Here is a 16,649-nt window from a genome sequence, read left to right as displayed (position 1 = left end):
TCGACGACGGGGCCCATCCCGACGTCCGTCCCCGGGGACGTGGCAACCGACCGCCCCGTCGACGTCGGCTCGGGCTCGCGGGTCGTCGTCACCTACGCAGCGTGGTCCTCGGACACGGGGAAGATCGACGCCAGCGCGTACGTCGCGGGTGTCGTCGAGGACGGCGGGACGTGCACCGTCACCGCGACCTCGGCCGCCGCCACCCGCTCGGCCAGCTCGGCCGCGTCGGCCGATGCGACCACGACCGTCTGCGCCGACCTCGTGGTGCCGTGGTCGGCAGCCGACGGCAGTCCGTCCGTGGTCGTCGGCTACCAGTCCGCGACCACCTCTGCCCAGAGCGACCTGACGACCGTGGAGGTCGACCGATGATCCGCTCCGCACTCCGCAGCCTCGTGGCAGGCACGCTGGTCCTCGCGGCCGTGCTCGTGCCGGCCATCGCCCGGCTGGACGGGCACAGCGCGCAGGCCGCCGACCTGAGCACGTTCTCCCCCGGCAACATCATCAGCGACGCCGTCTTCTTCGACTCGCTGTCCATGGACGCAGCTCAGGTGCAGGCATTCCTCCTGGCCAAGGGGTCCTCGTGCGTCGCCGGCGAGATGCCGTGCATCAAGGACTTCCGGCAGGACACCTCGACCCAGGCCGGGGACGCCTTCTGCTCGGCCTACCAGGGTGCAGCGCAGGAGTCCGCCGCCGCGATCATCGCCAAGGTCGGCGTGGCGTGCGGCATCAACCCCCGGGTCCTCGTCGTCCTGCTGCAGAAGGAGCAGGGCCTCATCACCGGCACCCGTCCCGCGGCGCGCAAGTACGACAAGGCCACCGGGTTCGCCTGTCCGGACACCGCGGCCTGCAACCCGGCCTTCTCCGGTTTCGTGAGCCAGGTCTACTTCGCGGCCCGCCAGTTCCAGCGCTATGCCGACGGGCTCGCCGGGAGCTACCGCGCAGGACGCACGCAGAACATCCTCTACAACCCCAGCGCTGCATGCGGGAGCCAGCCGGTCTACATCGCCAACGTGGCCACGGCCGGGCTCTACAACTACACGCCCTACGTGCCGAACGCCGCCGCCCTGGCCGCCGGTTACGGGACGGGCGACAGCTGCTCCGCGTACGGCAACCGGAACTTCTTCAGCTACTTCACGGACTGGTTCGGGTCCACCCAGTCCCCCGGTGGCGAAGCCATCCTTGCCCTGTACCAGAACTCGGGTTCGGCTGGAGGTGCCCTGGGGACGGCGGCCGGACCGATCCGGTGCGGCCTGGTGGGCAACGGATGCGTCCAGACCTTCCAACGCGGGAACATCTACTGGAGCGACCGGACCGGTGCCCAGGTCGTCCTGAACGGCGCGATCAGTAGTAGCTGGGCGGCTCGGAGCTACGAGGCCGGACCACTGGGTTACCCCAGCAGCCCTCAGGTGTGCGGGCTGACTGGGGGCGGCTGCCTGCAGAGCTTCCAGAACGGGACGCTGTACAGCCTCGCGTCGCTCGGCACGTCGGCGGTCATGCGGGGCACGATCGCCGACAGGTGGGCCAGTCAGATGTGGGAGGCCGGCGCGCTCGGCTACCCCACCGGCGACCCGCGGTGCGGCCTGGTGGGCAGCGGGTGCCTGCAGAACTTCCAGGGCGGGACCATCTACGCCACCCCGGCCACCGGCGCGCAGGTCGTCGGCAACGGGGCCATCGGGTCCTACTGGGCCGCGCGGGGGTGGGAGGCCAGCCCTCTCGGCTACCCGACCGCCGCCCAGTTCTGCGGGCTGGCAGCGGGTGGGTGCCTGCAGAGCTTCCAGGCAGGCACGGCCTACACGACCTCGGCTGCCGGGACGTGGAGTGTCATGACGGGGCCGGTCGGATCGGCCTGGGCCGCGCAGCGCTGGGAGTCCGGTCCGCTCCGGTACCCGACCGGCGACCAGACGTGCTCGAGCAGCACCGACTGCGTGCAGCCGTTCCAGGGCGGGCTCCTGACGGTCAGCCAGGCCTTCGGCGCGCGCACGGTGCCACTGGGCCCGATCGCCGACGCATGGGTCGCTCGAGGTGCGGGTGGCGGGGTTCTCGGTCAGCCGACCCGGGATCAGTTCTGCGGCCTGACCGCAGCCGGCTGCGGCGCCAACTTCCAGGGCGGCTCGTTGTACACCACCGCAGCGACAGGGACGCACGCCGTCCTCAACGGGCCGATCGGTACTGCCTGGGCCGCACAGCGATGGGAGAACGGGCGGCTCGGCTACCCGACGGGGGAGCAGAGCTGTACGAGCGCGACGGACTGCACGCAGGCGTTCCAGGGTGGGCTGTTGGTGACCAGTTCGACCACCGCTGCCCAGGTCATACCTCCTGGCGCCGTGGCCGATGCCTGGCTCGCCCGCGGCGGGGCCGCCGGTGTGCTGGGGGCGCCGACCCGGGAGCAGTTCTGTGGCCTGGCAGGCAACGGCTGCGTCCAGAACTTCCGCGGCGGCTCGCTCTACACGAGCCCGGCGAGCGGCACCCATGCCGTCCTCGACGGCCCGATCTCCGCGCGCTGGGCGAGCCAGGGATGGGAGGCGGGGGCTCTCGGTTACCCGATCAGCGAGGCCCAGACGACCGCAGGAGCGGTGAGCCAGGACTTCCAGGGTGGCCGCCTCGTCCTCGACACAGCCACCGGACAGGTCCGGACCACGTCCACGCCGGCCCCGACCACTGCGTCGGCGACGGCACCGGCACCGGCCACGCAGCCTGCTCCCGCGGCGACGACCGGCCCGTCCAGCCCGTCCAGCAGTTCGTCCTCCCCAGGACCGACCGAGGACGCGGGGACCACGGGCCCGGCAACCCCGACGGACGTACCGTGACGCCGTGACCCAGGGCACCCACACAGACCCGCGGTCGATCAGGAAGTGGTCGCCGCGACTGCGCGAGCTGAGCGCGTTCGTCGTGGTGGGCGCACTGTGCTCCGTCCTCGACGTCGGGCTGTTCCAGCTGCTGTACGTGCACGTCGGCCTGGGTGCGGTGACGGCCAAGATGGTCTCGACACTGGTGTCCATGACGGCCGCGTACTTCGCGCACCGAAACTGGTCGTTCAACCACCGAGCGCAGACCGGCATCCGGCGCGAGTACTCGCTGTTCCTGGTCATCAACGGCGTGACTCTCGCGCTGGGGCTGGCCGTCGTCGCCGTCGCCCGCTACCCCCTCGGTCAGGACGGGGCGCTAGTGCTGCAGCTGGCGAACGTTGCGTCGATCGGGCTGGGGACGGTCATCAGGTACGCGAGCTATCGCACGTGGGTGTTCCCGGCCGAGCCGGCGGCGGAGCACCGCGACCCGGTCGACTGACGCACCTGGGCCGACCCCGTGCGGTGCTCGCCCACAGCACTTCCGGGCATCGGCGCGCGTCGTCCTCCAGGGGCCTGGGTGCGGTCATCCTGGTCACGCGTGCGCCCGGAGGCGCTCGACCGCGTTCAGTCCGCCATCCACGGACCGGCCTGCGGGCACGGACACCCCGGCCTGCCCGCGCGCCGATGCCGGGCGGGCCGGCTCAGCCGGTCCACCTCGACCGCCAACCACCGGCCATCAGCTCGCGATCGCTGATCCCGACCGACCTGTGGTGACCTCCACGCGGCTGGGGATGCGGGTGCGCAACTCCTCGACGTGGCTGACCACCCCGACGGTGCGGCCCCCGCGGCGGAGCTCGTCGAGCACGTTCATGACCGCGTCCAGCGCCAGCGGGTCGAGCGATCCGAAGCCCTCGTCGACGAAGAGGGTGTCGATCTGCACTCCGCCGGACTCCGCGGTGACCACGTCGGCCAGCCCCAGCGCCAGCGCCAGCGAGGCCATGAAGCTCTCCCCGCCCGACAGGGTCTTGGTCGGCCGCTGCTGACCGGTGTACTCGTCGAGCACGTCGAGGCCGAGCCCGCCGCGGGCACCGTTGCGGCCGGCGGCGTCGCTGTGCCGGAAGGTGTACCGGCCGCCGGACATGTCCTGCAGCCGGATGCTGGCCACCTCGGCGACCTGCTCGAGGCGGGCGGCGAGCACGAAGGACTGCAGCCGCATCTTCAGGGTGTTGCTGCCGCGGCCGTTGACCAAGTCGGCCAGCGACCCGACGTGGTCGGCGTCCGCCCGGCGCTCGTCGAGCTCCACCTGGACCGCGGTGAGGTCGCCGGCCAGACGGTCGAGCTCGGCCAGGCACCGCCCGGCGGCACCGGCTTCGGCCACGGCCAGCTCCCGCCGCTGCGCCGCGGTGCGGTGCACCAGCTCGACCGCGACCAGGTCGGGCCGCTCCCCCAGGTCGGTCAGCTCCGGTTCGGCGAGCACGGCCCGGGCCACTGCGGTGGCCCGGTCGTGCTCGGCCACCCGCTGCTCTGCCCTGGTCGCCTCACCCGGCTCGAGGAGTGCCTCCGCCGCGGTGCCGAGATCGGTGAACCCTGCCGCAGACAGGCGCTCCTCGGCGCGGGCCGTGGCTGCCCCCAGCTCGGCACGGGCCCGGCGGTCGGCCGCCGCGGCCTCGATGTGGTCCTCGCACCGCTGGGCCTCGTCCGCGAGGCGACGCCCGCGGGCCGGCAGGTCGACGTCCCCGCCCACCGCGGCGGCCAACCGGTCGCGCAGCTCCACCCAGCTCTCGGCCACCGAGTCCCGTTCCGCCTGCCGGGCCGACAGCTCGGTGCGGGCTGCGCCGAGCTGCTCGTCGGCGCAGGCGGCTTCGGCCAGGAACACGTCCAACGACCGCTGGACGGTCGGCACGCTCCTCGCCAGCCCGCTCGCCGCGTCGACAGCCGCCAGGGCCTCGGCCTCCGCAGCCTGCAGCTCGTGGACGGGCAGCTCACCGGCCACGGCCTGCAGCGCGGACAGCTCGGCGCCGAGGTCGGCCCGCTCGGCCTGGGCGGACGTGAGCTCGACGTCGACCAGCTCCACCCGGGCCCGGGCGGCGTCCTCATGGTCCGCGGTCACGGCCGGTCCGCCGGCGGTGGCCGGGCGGGGGTGCTCGGCGGACCCGCAGACGGGACACCCGTCCCCCGGTCGCAGACCGGCCGCCAGCTCCGCCGCCATCCCGTCCAACCGGGCCGCGCGGAGGTCGGCCACCAGCTCCCGGGCCGTCACGAGCGACTCGCGCAGCTCGAGGACCCGCGCGTCGGCCGTCGTGATGCGGGTGGCCACCGTCCGGGCGGCCACGGCCGCCCGGACCCGCTGGGACCGGCGGTCCTGCTCCGCGACCAGCCCGGGGAGCTGCGCTGCTGCCTCGGCGCACAGCGCGACCTGCCGCTCGAGCTCTGCCTGTCGGGCAGGACGCCGGGGCGCCGTCTCCTCGGCCTCGACGATCTGCCCACGCAACGCTGCGATGCGCCGGTCGAGGGCGGCGACCCGCTCCGCGAGCTGTGCCGCCCGGCGGGTGTCGGCCCGCAGCTCGGTGACCACGGCGGCCTCGTCCCGGAGGGACCGGGCCACCACGGCGTCGGCGGGCCGGCCCGCCGAGATGCGGTCCCACGCGGCGGAGGCGGCGGCCAGGGCGCCGGCCGCCACCTCGGCCGCGACCGCGCACCGGTCAGCGGTCTCGAGCACCTCGCGGACCCCCTCGGCCCGGCGGCCAGCAACCACCCGCGCCCGCAGCGCCGTCACCGCCGGCTCGACGGCGCGCAGCCGGTCGGGGTCGGCAGCAGCCCTGTCCCGGCGGTCGTGCCGCCCCGCCGCCGAGCGGGCAGCGGTCAGCACGGCCGCCGCCGCGCCCAGGTCCTCGCCGGTCTGCGCGACGGTGGCCCGCGCCCGGTCGTCGCGGGCGTGGGCGGCCGCGGTCGTGACCCGCACCCACCGGTCCACGGCACCGTGCCCGGGGTCGTGGGCCAGCTCCTCGGGCAGGTCACCGCCGGACACCTGGGCGATCCGCGCGAGCAGGGAGCCCAGCGCCCCCCGGGCCAGCTCGAGTCGCTGCCCGGCCGTGCGGCGCTCCTCGGCCAACCACTCCTCGGCCCGGGCGAACCGGCCGACGTCGAACAGCGTGCGGAGCAGGCGGCCGCGGTCGTCGGGCTCTGCCCGGAGGAAACGGGCGAAGTCACCCTGCGGCAGCAGCACCACCTGGCAGAACTGCTCGGCGGACAAGCCCAGCCGGGTGCGCAGGTGCTCGGACCCCTCGTCGATGCGGGTGCTGACCGGTTCCCACCCACCGTCGGTGAGCCGCTGCACCAGCAGCATCGCCTGCTCGGTGGTCCACCCGGTGCCCCGCTTCTTGGGGCGGACCTGCTCGGGCCGCCGGGTGATCCGCAGCCGCTCACCGCCGATCGTGACCTCGCACCCGACCTCGGTGCGTACCCCGGCCACCGCGTGGTCGCTCCGCAGGCGCTTCTCCTGCCCCCGGGGGCCGGGCACCGAGCCGTAGAGCGCGAAGACCACCGCGTCGAGCAGGGTGGTCTTGCCCGCCCCCGTGGGACCCCAGAGCAGGAACAGACCGTCGCGCCCGACGTCGTCCAGGTCGACCGACACCGTCCCGGCGAAGGGGCCGAACGCGCTCAGCGTCAGCGAGTGCACCCTCACCGGGCTGCCTCCTCGCGGTCGGCCACCGCGAGGGCACGGCCCAGCAGCTCGCGCTCGGCGGGTGTCGGCCCCACCCCGCCGCGGACGTGCCCCACGAACTCCCCGGCGACCGACAGCGGGTCGCGGCCGCGGAGCCGCTCGGTGTAGCTGCGCTCGTCGGAACCCGTGGGCGCCCCCGACCACTCCAGGTGCACGCAGTGCGGGAACCGGCTCTGCAACCTGCGCATGGCGTCGGTCGGGCGCACCGGGTCGGTGAGCCGGGCGGACACGAAGTGCTCCACCACGTCCTCGTGGGCGGGGTCGTCCAGCAGCTCGGCCAGCGTGCCGCTCAGGACGGACAGCTGCCGGGGCACCGGCAGCGGGACGGCACGGACCTCGGCGAGGCCGGTGGCGTCGAGGTCGACCAGCCAGACCTGCTTGGTCTGCCCCGCCTCGCCGAAGGAGTACGGCAGCGGTGAACCGCTGTAGCGCAGCCGCGGGCTCAAGGTCTGCGGACGGTGCAGGTGCCCCAGCGCGACGTAGTCGACGCCGTCGAACACCGACGGGCTGACCAGGTCGACCCCGCCCACGGCGATGTCGCGTTCGCTCTCGCTCGGCAGCCCACCGCCGACGAACGCGTGCGCCAGGACCACCGAACGGGCACCCGGGCGGAAGTACAGGTCGGCCCGCACCTTGTCCATCGCCGCCGAGAGCACGGCCTGGTGGGAGCGGGCGAGATCGGCGCCCAGCTCGTGGCGGGCGACCTCGGGCTCGAGGAACGGCAACCCGTAGACGGCGACCTCACCGTGCTCGTCGGCCAGCAGGACCGGCTCGTCCAACGAGGCCGTGGTGGCCCGGACGTGCACGCCGGACACGGCCAGCAGCCCGGCGGCGAAACCCAACCGCCGGGCGGAGTCGTGGTTGCCCGGGGTGAGCACCACGGTGGCCCCGGCAGCTCGCAGGCGGGACAGCACCCGGTCGAGCACCCCGGTGGCGTCGGCCGAGGGGACCGCGCGGTCGTAGACGTCACCGGCGACGAGCACGACGTCGACCCGCTCGGCGCGGACGACGTCGGCCAGCCGGGACAGCACGGCCTCCTGCTCGGCGAGCAGGTCGGTCCCGTGCAGGGACCGGCCCACGTGCCAGTCGGAGGTGTGCAGGAACCGCATGGCCACGACGCTAGGCGGCCCCTCCGACAAAAGCGCCCCCGGTGGGACCGGTGGGGCCGACGTGCAGGTCAGCGCTGGGGCGGGACCGGCCCGGTCTCGCCGCGGTAGTACTGGCCGATGTAGCCGGCGCTCTCCTGCGCCCGCCGGTCGGCGTCCTCCTCGACCATGTGGTTGAGCAACTGCTGGACGCCGTCGGAGTCCGGGATGGCCGACCAGATCGTCGACCCGCCCTCGCCCGCGGTCTCGATCGTGAGCGTGCCGGAGTTGATGATCCGGTCCCACAGCGTCTGGCTGTAGGAGACGTCGGTGATCCGGGACAGCCCGATGTCCCGGCCGGTCCGGGAGAGGATCCCGACCCGGTAGAGGATCCGGTGCGAGGTGATCACGTAGTGCGTCGTCCGCCACTTCAGCACCGGGACGACGACGAACGCGACCGCCAGCAGCACGGCCAGGACGACGATCACCAACCGGTAGACCCCCTGGTTCGACCCCTCGGGGATCAGGGCGGCCCCGAAGGAGCCCAGGCCCACCAGGACCAAGAACGCCACGATCGGCCAGAAGACGGTCAACCAGTGCGGGTGCAGGTGCCGGATGACCCGCTCGTCGTCGGCCAGCAGCTTGTCGGGGTACGCCACGGCGACAGGATGACCGATGCCGGGCCCGACGTCACCCAGCCTGCGTCCGACCCCGGACGTGTCGGACGTCGCCTGCCGCTAGGTCGTGACGGCCCTCCGGGGTGCGGACGACGAGGCGGCCGTCCCAGTCCACCGCCTCGGCCACGCCCTCCAGCGACGAGCCGTCGGGCAGCGTGACCACGACGCCGGCACCCACCGTGGAGCACCAGGCCAGGTAGTCCGCGGCCAACCCCGACGAGACCGGGTCACCGGCGTGCTCGACCCACCGGCGGTAGCGGATCTCCAGCGCGCGGAGGTAAGCCAGCAGCACCGGGGCACGGTCGACGGGGCGACCGGCGACCTCGCCCAGGGAGGTGCCGGTGTCGGGCAGCTCATCGGCGCGGGTGGACACGTTCAGCCCGACCCCCACGACCACCCCGCCGTCGGCGACCTCGGCCAGGATCCCGGCCAGCTTGCGCCCGTCCGGCGCGAGCAGGTCGTTGGGCCACTTGAGCGACGTCCGAGCCGTGTCGGCCACCGACTCGGCCAGGGCGATCCCGGTGAGCATCGACAGCCAGCCACGGCGGGCGGCGGGGACGTCGGGGCGCAGCAGCACCGAGACGGTCACCCCGGCCCGCGGCGGCGACGTCCAGGTGCGGTCCAGGCGCCCCCGGCCGGCGACCTGGTGCTCGGCGACCAGCACCAGCCCCTCCGCCTCGCCGTCGGCGGCGCGGACGGCGAGCGCGGCGTTGGTCGAGCCGATCTCGTCGACCACCTCGACCGCTCGCCACAGGCCGTCGCCGCGCTGCAGGGCTGTGACCAGCGCCACGGCGTCCAGCCCGGGGCGGTCCAGGTCCCGATAGCGCCCCGCGCCGGTGTCACCCATGTCCCCTACGCTACGGCCGGTGCAGGCGGGTCCCGCAGCGGAGCGGGCACACCCGAGCGAGGCTGATGGCCTGGGAGGTCCCGAGTGAGCGCGGCTGAACTGCAGGACGCCGGCGAGAACGTCCCTGACGACGTCGACGTGCACACCACCGCGGGCAAGCTCGCCGACTTCGCCCGGCGCCAGGCCGAAGCCCTGCACGCGGGCTCGGACAAGGCCGTGGAGAAGCAGCACGCCGCCGGGAAGATGACCGCCCGCGAGCGGGTGGAGTTCCTGCTCGACGAGGGCTCCTTCACCGAGTTCGACGAGTTCGCCCGGCACCGGTCGACGAACTTCGGGCTGGAGAAGAAGCGGCCCTTCGGCGACGGCGTGGTCACCGGCTACGGCACGGTCGACGGACGTCCGGTCGCGGTGTTCAGCCAGGACGTCACCAGCTTCGGCGGCAGCCTCGGCGAGGTCTACGGCGAGAAGATCGTCAAGGTGCTCGACTTCGCGCTCACCAACGGCTGCCCGGTGGTCGGCATCAACGAGGGCGGCGGTGCCCGGATCCAGGAGGGCGTGGTCTCCCTGGGCCTGTACGGCGAGATCTTCCGCCGCAACGTGCACGCCTCCGGGGTCATCCCGCAGATCTCGCTGATCATGGGCGCCAACGCAGGCGGGCACGTCTACTCCCCCGCGCTGACCGACTTCGTGGTGATGGTCGACAAGACCAGCCAGATGTTCATCACCGGGCCCGACGTGGTGAAGACCGTCACCGGCGAGGACGTCACCCTCGAGGAGCTCGGCGGCGCGCGCACGCACAACACCAAGTCCGGCGTCGCGCACTACCTCGGCTCGGACGAGGAGGACGCCATCGACTACGTCAAGGCGCTGCTGTCCTACCTCCCGGCCAACAACCTGGACCCGCTGCCGGCCCTCGACGTGGCCGCGGTCGACACCTCGGTCGAGGGCGTGACCGACGAGGACCGGGAACTCGACACCTTCATCCCGGACTCCGCGAACAGCCCGTACGACATGCACGCCGTCCTGGAGCACGTCCTGGACGACGGTGAGTTCCTCGAGGTGCAGGAGCTCTTCGCCCCCAACATCCTCACCGGCTTCGGCCGGGTCGAGGGCCGGCCGGTCGGGGTGGTGGCCAACCAGCCCACCCAGTTCGCCGGCACGCTGGACATCGACGCCAGCGAGAAGGCCGCCCGGTTCGTCCGGACCTGCGACGCCTTCAACATCCCGGTCCTGACCTTCGTCGACGTGCCGGGCTTCCTCCCGGGCACGTCGCAGGAGTGGGACGGCATCATCCGCCGCGGCGCGAAGCTCATCTACGCCTACGCCGAGGCCACGGTCCCGCTGGTCACGGTGATCACCCGCAAGGCCTACGGCGGCGCCTACGACGTCATGGGCTCCAAGCACCTGGGCGCCGACGTCAACCTGGCCTGGCCCACCGCGCAGATCGCCGTCGTCGGTGCCCAGGGCGCCGTCGGCATCCTGTACCGCCGCGAGCTGGCCGACGCCGAGAACCCGGACGAGCGGCGGGCCGAGCTGATCGCCGAGTACGAGGACACCCTGGCTAACCCCTACATCGCCGCCGACCGGGGCTACGTGGACGCCGTCATCCTGCCCTCCCACACCCGGATCCAGGTCGCCAAGGCCCTGCGGGTGCTGGCCAACAAGCGCCAGACCCTGCCGGCCAAGAAGCACGGGAACATCCCGCTGTGAGCGACGACGTCGTGCGCCCTCTGCTGCGGGTCGTCCGGGGCGAGCCGTCGGCCGAGGAGCTGGCCGCCCTCACCGCCGTCGTCGCCGCACTGTCCCAGCGCCGGGACCGCCCCCGGCCCACCCCGGTCGGCGCCTGGGCGTCGCGGTCGGACGCCGTCCGGCGGCCCCTGCACCACGGTCCGGGCGGCTGGCGCGCCTCGGGACGGTTCGCATGACCCGCCGGCTGGTCCTCGCCTCCGCCTCGCCGGCCCGGCTGCAGCTGCTGCGCCAGGCCGGGCTCGCTCCCGAGGTCGTCGTCAGCGGGGTCGACGAGACCGCGACCCGCTCCCCCCGGGTGGCCGAGCTGGTCGCCCTGCTGGCCACAGCCAAGGCCCAGGCCGTGGCCCGGCAGGAGTCCGACGCGCTGGTGATCGGCGCGGACTCCGTGCTGGAGTTCCGCGGCCAGCCGCTGGGCAAGCCCGCCGACGCGGCCGACGCCCGGCAGCGCTGGCGCCGGATGGCCGGGCGCAGCGGGGTGCTGCACACCGGTCAGGCCCTGTTCGACGTGCAGGGCGGTGCGGTCGCCCGCCGCGACGTGGCCGTGTCGTCGACGACGATCCACTTCGCCACCCCCACCGACGCCGAGATCGACGCCTACGTCGCGTCCGGCGAGCCGCTGCAGGTCGCCGGGGCGTTCACCCTCGACGGCCTGGGTGCTGCGTTCGTCCGGAGGGTCGAGGGCGATCCCACCGGCGTCATCGGGCTGTCGCTGCCGCTCCTGCGGGTCCAGCTGGGCCGCCTGGGGCTGACCATCACCGAGTTCTGGGACCACTGAGCCTGCTGGCCGGAGTCCGCCCACATCGAGGAGGCTGTGCACTGTGCAGAAGGTCCTGATCGCCAACCGTGGTGAGATCGCCGTCCGGGTCGCCCGCGCCTGCAAGGATGCCGGGCTGACCAGCGTCGCGGTCTACGCCGAGCCCGACCGGGACGCCCTGCACGTGCGGGTCGCCGACGAGGCCTTCGCCCTCGGCGGGAACACCCCGGGCGAGTCCTACCTGGTGATCGACAAGATCATCGAGGTCGCGAAGGAGTCCGGCGCCGACGCCGTGCACCCCGGCTACGGCTTCCTCTCCGAGAACGCCGACTTCGCCCAGGCCGTCCTCGACGCCGGGCTGACCTGGATCGGCCCCTCCCCCGCGGCGATCATCGCCCTGGGCGACAAGGTGCAGGCCCGGCACATCGCCACGAAGGTCGGCGCTCCGCTGGTCCCCGGCACCACCGACCCGGTGAACGGCGGCGACGAGGTCGTGGCCTTCGCCGAGGAGCACGGTCTGCCCGTGGCCATCAAGGCCGCCTTCGGCGGTGGTGGCCGCGGACTCAAGGTCGCCCGCACCATGGAGGAGATCCCCGAGCTGTTCGACTCCGCCGTCCGCGAGGCGGTCTCCGCCTTCGGCCGCGGTGAGTGCTTCGTGGAGAAGTTCCTGGACAAGCCCCGGCACGTCGAGGCCCAGGTGCTCGCCGACACCCACGGCAACGTCGTCGTGGTCGGCACACGGGACTGCTCGCTGCAGCGCCGCAACCAGAAGCTGGTCGAGGAGGCCCCGGCGCCGTTCCTCACCGACGAGCAGCGCGAGCGCATCCACTCCAGCGCCAAGGCCATCGTGCGGGGAGCTGACTACGTCGGCGCCGGCACCGTGGAGTACCTGGTCGGGGTGGACGGCGACATCTCCTTCCTCGAGGTCAACACCCGGCTGCAGGTCGAGCACCCGGTCAGCGAGGAGACCAGCGGCATCGACCTGGTCCGCCAGCAGTTCCGCATCGCCGACGGCCTGCCGCTGGAGATCACCGAGGACCCGACCCCGCGCGGGCACTCCATCGAGTTCCGCATCAACGCCGAGGACGCCGGCCGCAACTTCATGCCGGCCCCCGGCCCGGTCACCGCGCTGTCGGTGCCCCAGGGCCCGGGCGTGCGGTGGGACTCCGGCGTCGTGGCCGGCGGCGAGGTCGCCGGGGCCTTCGACTCCATGCTGGCCAAGCTGATCGTCACCGGTGCCACCCGTGCCGAGGCGCTGCAGCGGGCCGCCCGGGCGCTGGACGAGCTCGTCGTCGAGGGCATGCCCACGGTCATCCCGTTCCACCGCGCCGTGGTCCGCGACGAGGCCTTCACCTCCGAGCCGTTCACCGTGCACACCCGGTGGATCGAGACCGAGTGGGACAACCAGGTGCAGCCGCACGGGGCGGCCGCGGAGACCGAGGAGCCCGAGGAACGGCAGACCGTCGTCGTCGAGGTCGGGGGACGCCGGCTCGAGGTCTCCCTGCCGGCCGGCCTGGCCGCCGGGGGTGGAGCATCCGCCGGCGCCAAGGCCAAGCCCCGCAAGCGCGGTGGCGGATCCGGTGGCGCTGCCGCCTCGGGTGACAGCCTCACCTCGCCCATGCAGGGCACGATCGTCAAGGTCGCCGTCTCCGACGGCGCGACCGTGGCCGCCGGTGACCTGATAGTCGTGCTCGAGGCGATGAAGATGGAGCAGCCGATCGTGGCGCACAAGGCCGGCACGATCTCCGGCCTGTCGGCCGAGGTCGGTGCCACCGTCACCAGCGGCGCGGTTTTGTGCACGATCACGGAGTCGCAGAACTCCTGACTGCCCGGTCCCGGCCGCGTGGTGACGATTCACGCCGTCGTGATCGATCGACACCCCAGCGCAGCGTGCCCAGCAGCCGGATCCACGTCGATGGCATAGACGCACACCGAGTGCACCCCCGGCGCCACCCGCGCGGTGTAGGAGAACCCGTGCCGCGAACCGCCACCAGGGAACCGCGCAGCCACATCACCCCGCTCACCATCAGCAGTCACCGCCACACCCACACCATCGACGTACACGTGCACCGCACCTGACACAGACACCTGATCCGGGTCCACCGACCAACCCGACACCACCACCTGGCCACCCACGGCCGACAAGGACTCCCAACTGGCCACCGGGGACGCCAACTGCGTCGTGATCGACCGACACCCCAGCGCAGCGTGCCGAGCAGCCGGATCCACGTCGATGGCATAGACGCACACCGAGTGCACCCCCGGCGCCACCCGCGCGGTGTAGGAGAACCCGTGCCGCGAACCGCCACCAGGGAACCGCGCAGCCACATCACCCCGCTCACCATCAGCAGTCACCGCCACACCCACACCATCGACGTACACGTGCACCGCACCTGACACAGACACCTGATCCGGGTCCACCGACCAACCCGACACCACCACCTGGCCACCCACGGCCGACAAGGACTCCCAACTGGCCACCGGNCCCCCACGGAGTTGCCCGCCCCCCCGGCAACGCCGTGGGGGCGGCGGTCGTCGTAGGAGCAAGGTCGGTGCTGGGCTCCGCCGTGGTCGCGGCGGGGGTGTCGGCCTGGGCGGCCGGCGCGACGACGAAGGACGCCAGCACGGCTGCGGACGCGGCGAGCACGGTGCAGCGCAGCGCGCGGCGACGTCGAACCTGGGACACGTGTGACTCCTGAGCAGTGGGGACCTGCCAGGTGATCGGCCCGGCCGGGGCTCACCTTGAGGAGGGCACCCGTCCGAGGCAGTTTCGAGCCACCTGACCCGCCCGCGCCCCGTACCCGCCGCCGAACAGCACCGCGTGCAGCAGCAGCGGGTGCGACCGGTGCCCCCCAACCGGTCCTCCCACCGGTCGGCCAGAGGTCGCATGTCCCGGTAGCCGCGATCGACCTCGTCGAGGACGGGCGCACCGAACAGGTGGAGCAGCGCGAGGTCTGCCTCCGAGTGCCCGGCGTGCACAGCCGCCGCGTCCGCCAACCAGACCTGGCCGTCCGTGCCCCACACCAGGTTGCCGCTCCACAGGCCGCCGTGCAGCAGGGACGGCGGCTCCGCCGGGGCCAGTTCGTCCAACCGGGCGCACACCGCCTCCACCGCCGACGCGGCGTCCCGGTCCACGTGCCCGGCGTCCACCGCCAACCGCACGAGGGGCAGCAGGCGGGCCTCGGCGAAGAACGGCGCCCTGAGCTGCGCGGATCGCTGAGCGGTCGAACCGCGTGCCGTCCAACGGCACCGTCGCCACGAACCGGGCGCCCCCGAACGCGTTCTGCGGCGCGGCGTGCAGCCGGGCGAGCTCCGCCCGAACCTCCGCGCTGCGTCCGAGGACGGTGCGCCAGCCTCGAGCCAGGCGAGCACCAGGGACGTGGGTCCTACGTCCATGACCTCGGGCACCGGCGACCCGCAGCCTGTCCAGCCCCTGCGCCTCGGCGGCGCGAGGAAGCCCTCGGGCGCCCTGCCCAGCTCCTTCACGAACACCGGTCCCCCGGGCCGCTCCTCCCGGTACGCGACGCAGATGTCCCCGCCCGGGACGGCGACCCGCCGGCTCAGTCGTCCTGGCTGTTCATCAACCGCCGCCCGGCCTCGGTGATCGAGCCCGACAGCGACGGGTAGATGGAGAACGTCTGCGCCAGGTCGTCGACGGTCAGCCCCTTGCTCACCGCCAGCGTGATCGGCAGGACCAGCTCCGAGGCACCCGGAGCAACGACCACACCCCCCACCACGACCCCGGTCGACCGCCGGGCGAAGATCTTGACGAACCCGTCGCGCAGGTCGCTCATCTTGGCCCGCGCATTGGTCGCCAGCGGCAGCTGGACGCTCTCGATGTCCGACCCCTCGGGCAGGGTCTTCTCCTGCACGCCGACCGTGGCGATCTCCGGGTGGGTGAAGACGTTGCCGGCCACCGTCTTCAGCCGGATCGGCGAGACCGCCTCGCCGAGCGCGTGCCACATCGCGATGCGGCCCTGCATGGCCGCCACCGAGGCCAGCTGGAACACCCCGGTCACGTCGCCGGCGGCGTAGATGCCCGAGACCGACGTCCGCGAGACCCGGTCCACGACGACGTGGCCGGACGGCGAGGTGACCACCCCGCACTGCTCCAGGTTCAGCCCGCCGGTGTTGGGCACGGTGCCGACGGTCATCAGCGCGTGCGACCCGGTCACCACCCGGCCGTCGGTCAACCGCACCTCGACGCCGGTCGCGGTCCGCTTCACCGACTCCGCGCGCCCGCGCTCAGCGATCTTGCCGCCGCGGGACTGGAACACCTGCTCGACCACGGCCGCGGCGTCGGCGTCCTCACCGGGCAGCACCTGGTCGCGGGACGAGACCAGGGTGACCGGCACGCCGGCCTCCAGGTACCCGGACGCGAACTCCGCCCCGGTGACGCCCGAGCCCACGACGACGAGGTGCTCGGGCAGCTCCTCGAGCTCGTACACGTCGCGCCAGGACAGGATCCGCTCACCGTCGGGCTCCGAGCCGGGCAGGACCCGCGGGTCGGCGCCGGTCGCGATCAGGACGACGTCGCACTCGATCTCCTGCTGAACCCCGCCGTCGAAGTCGCAGACCTCGACCCGGTGGGCGATCAGCCCGCGGATCTCGTCGGAGAGCCGGGCCTGGCCGCTGACGCAGCGCACCCCGACGCTCTCCAGCCGGGCGTGGATGTCGGCCGACTGCGCCACTGCCAGGCCCTTGATGCGCTGGTTGACCGTCGCCAGGTCCAAGCTGACGGTGGCCAGGTCGGTGCCCTGCAGGCCGAGGACGGCGGAGTCGCGCACCGCGGTCATCGCGCCGGCCGCGGCGATGAAGGTCTTGGACGGCACGCAGTCGGTCAGCACGCTGGCGCCGCCGAGGCCGTCGCGCTCGACGACGGTGACCTCGGCACCCAGCTGTGCGGCGACCAGGGCGGCTTCGTAGCCGGCCGGTCCGCCGCCGATGATCACGATGCGGGTCATGGGTGAGCTCCAGGGCAGTGCGGGCGGGGTTCCCCTCCAGTGTCCCCGGTCCGGAGCCCGACG

The 16,649-nt window shown here is 73.3% G+C and carries 13 protein-coding genes and 1 pseudogene; 7 read left to right on the top strand and 7 right to left on the bottom strand.

Going from position 1 to position 16,649, the window contains the following annotated elements:
• Window positions 1-39: 39 nt before the first annotated feature.
• Genes LFA75_RS16235 through LFA75_RS16225 form a run of 3 tightly spaced genes read left to right on the top strand, consistent with a single transcriptional unit; the run spans window position 40 to window position 3,285 of the window.
• On the top strand, window positions 40-369 hold the full coding sequence (locus tag LFA75_RS16235) for a hypothetical protein (protein ID WP_225234650.1): 330 nt from the start codon (window positions 40-42) through the stop codon (window positions 367-369).
• Window positions 366-2,807: an LGFP repeat-containing protein gene (locus tag LFA75_RS16230; protein ID WP_225234649.1), complete on the top strand. Its 2,442-nt coding sequence runs from the start codon at window positions 366-368 to the stop codon at window positions 2,805-2,807. Before LFA75_RS16235 ends, LFA75_RS16230 begins: the two co-directional genes overlap by 4 nt.
• 4 nt (window positions 2,808-2,811) lie before the next feature.
• Complete coding sequence (locus LFA75_RS16225) at window positions 2,812-3,285, top strand: GtrA family protein (protein ID WP_225234648.1); 474 nt, start codon at window positions 2,812-2,814, stop codon at window positions 3,283-3,285.
• A 237-nt stretch (window positions 3,286-3,522) separates the two neighbouring features.
• On the opposite strand, the gene LFA75_RS16220 is transcribed toward LFA75_RS16225, so the two are convergent.
• The 4 genes from LFA75_RS16220 to LFA75_RS16205 form a co-directional block, all read right to left on the bottom strand.
• Window positions 3,523-6,471 (bottom strand): AAA family ATPase, encoded by a 2,949-nt coding sequence (locus LFA75_RS16220; RefSeq protein WP_225234647.1) that lies wholly within the window; start codon window positions 6,469-6,471, stop codon window positions 3,523-3,525.
• Window positions 6,468-7,619 carry an exonuclease SbcCD subunit D gene (locus LFA75_RS16215; protein WP_225234646.1) on the bottom strand — a complete coding sequence of 384 codons (1,152 nt, stop codon included), beginning with the start codon at window positions 7,617-7,619 and terminating at the stop codon, window positions 6,468-6,470. The genes LFA75_RS16220 and LFA75_RS16215 overlap by 4 nt, the downstream gene beginning before the upstream one ends.
• Window positions 7,620-7,687: 68 nt before the next feature.
• Entirely contained in the window at window positions 7,688-8,254 is a 567-nt protein-coding gene (locus tag LFA75_RS16210) for a PH domain-containing protein (RefSeq protein ID WP_225234645.1), read from the bottom strand.
• Window positions 8,255-8,285: 31 nt separating this feature from the next.
• Window positions 8,286-9,119 carry a biotin--[acetyl-CoA-carboxylase] ligase gene (locus LFA75_RS16205; protein ID WP_225234644.1) on the bottom strand — a complete coding sequence of 278 codons (834 nt, stop codon included), beginning with the start codon at window positions 9,117-9,119 and terminating at the stop codon, window positions 8,286-8,288.
• An 84-nt stretch (window positions 9,120-9,203) separates the two neighbouring features.
• Between LFA75_RS16205 and LFA75_RS16200 the strand changes: the two genes are divergently transcribed.
• The 4 genes from LFA75_RS16200 to LFA75_RS16185 are packed head-to-tail and all read left to right on the top strand — an operon-like array spanning window position 9,204 to window position 13,447.
• The gene (locus tag LFA75_RS16200) at window positions 9,204-10,829 is read left to right on the top strand and encodes an acyl-CoA carboxylase subunit beta (RefSeq protein WP_225234643.1); all 1,626 of its coding nucleotides are present in this window, start codon (window positions 9,204-9,206) and stop codon (window positions 10,827-10,829) included.
• The gene (locus tag LFA75_RS16195) at window positions 10,826-11,044 is read left to right on the top strand and encodes an acyl-CoA carboxylase subunit epsilon (RefSeq protein ID WP_225234642.1); all 219 of its coding nucleotides are present in this window, start codon (window positions 10,826-10,828) and stop codon (window positions 11,042-11,044) included. The genes LFA75_RS16200 and LFA75_RS16195 overlap by 4 nt, the downstream gene beginning before the upstream one ends.
• On the top strand, window positions 11,041-11,643 hold the full coding sequence (locus LFA75_RS16190) for a Maf family protein (RefSeq protein ID WP_225234641.1): 603 nt from the start codon (window positions 11,041-11,043) through the stop codon (window positions 11,641-11,643). The genes LFA75_RS16195 and LFA75_RS16190 overlap by 4 nt, the downstream gene beginning before the upstream one ends.
• A gap of 43 nt (window positions 11,644-11,686) precedes the next feature.
• Complete coding sequence (locus LFA75_RS16185) at window positions 11,687-13,447, top strand: acetyl/propionyl/methylcrotonyl-CoA carboxylase subunit alpha (RefSeq protein WP_225234640.1); 1,761 nt, start codon at window positions 11,687-11,689, stop codon at window positions 13,445-13,447.
• Between the two features lie 29 nt (window positions 13,448-13,476).
• Here LFA75_RS16185 and LFA75_RS16180 read toward each other — a convergent pair whose 3' ends face one another.
• The 3 genes and pseudogenes from LFA75_RS16180 to LFA75_RS16170 all read right to left on the bottom strand — a co-directional run bounded on the left by LFA75_RS16180 (window position 13,477) and on the right by LFA75_RS16170 (window position 16,586).
• Window positions 13,477-14,103 (bottom strand): C2 domain-containing protein, encoded by a 627-nt coding sequence (locus LFA75_RS16180; RefSeq protein ID WP_225236127.1) that lies wholly within the window; start codon window positions 14,101-14,103, stop codon window positions 13,477-13,479.
• 387 nt (window positions 14,104-14,490) lie between these two features.
• A pseudogene (locus tag LFA75_RS24145) lies at window positions 14,491-15,030 on the bottom strand (fructosamine kinase family protein); the annotation flags it as partial.
• 152 nt (window positions 15,031-15,182) lie between these two features.
• Window positions 15,183-16,586 carry an NAD(P)H-quinone dehydrogenase gene (locus LFA75_RS16170; RefSeq protein WP_318250013.1) on the bottom strand — a complete coding sequence of 468 codons (1,404 nt, stop codon included), beginning with the start codon at window positions 16,584-16,586 and terminating at the stop codon, window positions 15,183-15,185.
• Window positions 16,587-16,649 lie beyond the last annotated feature (63 nt).

The sequence above is a fragment of the Klenkia terrae genome (assembly GCF_900491935.1).
GTDB classification, from domain to species: domain Bacteria; phylum Actinomycetota; class Actinomycetes; order Mycobacteriales; family Geodermatophilaceae; genus Klenkia; species Klenkia terrae.
This window is presented reverse-complemented; position numbering and strand designations above follow the sequence as displayed.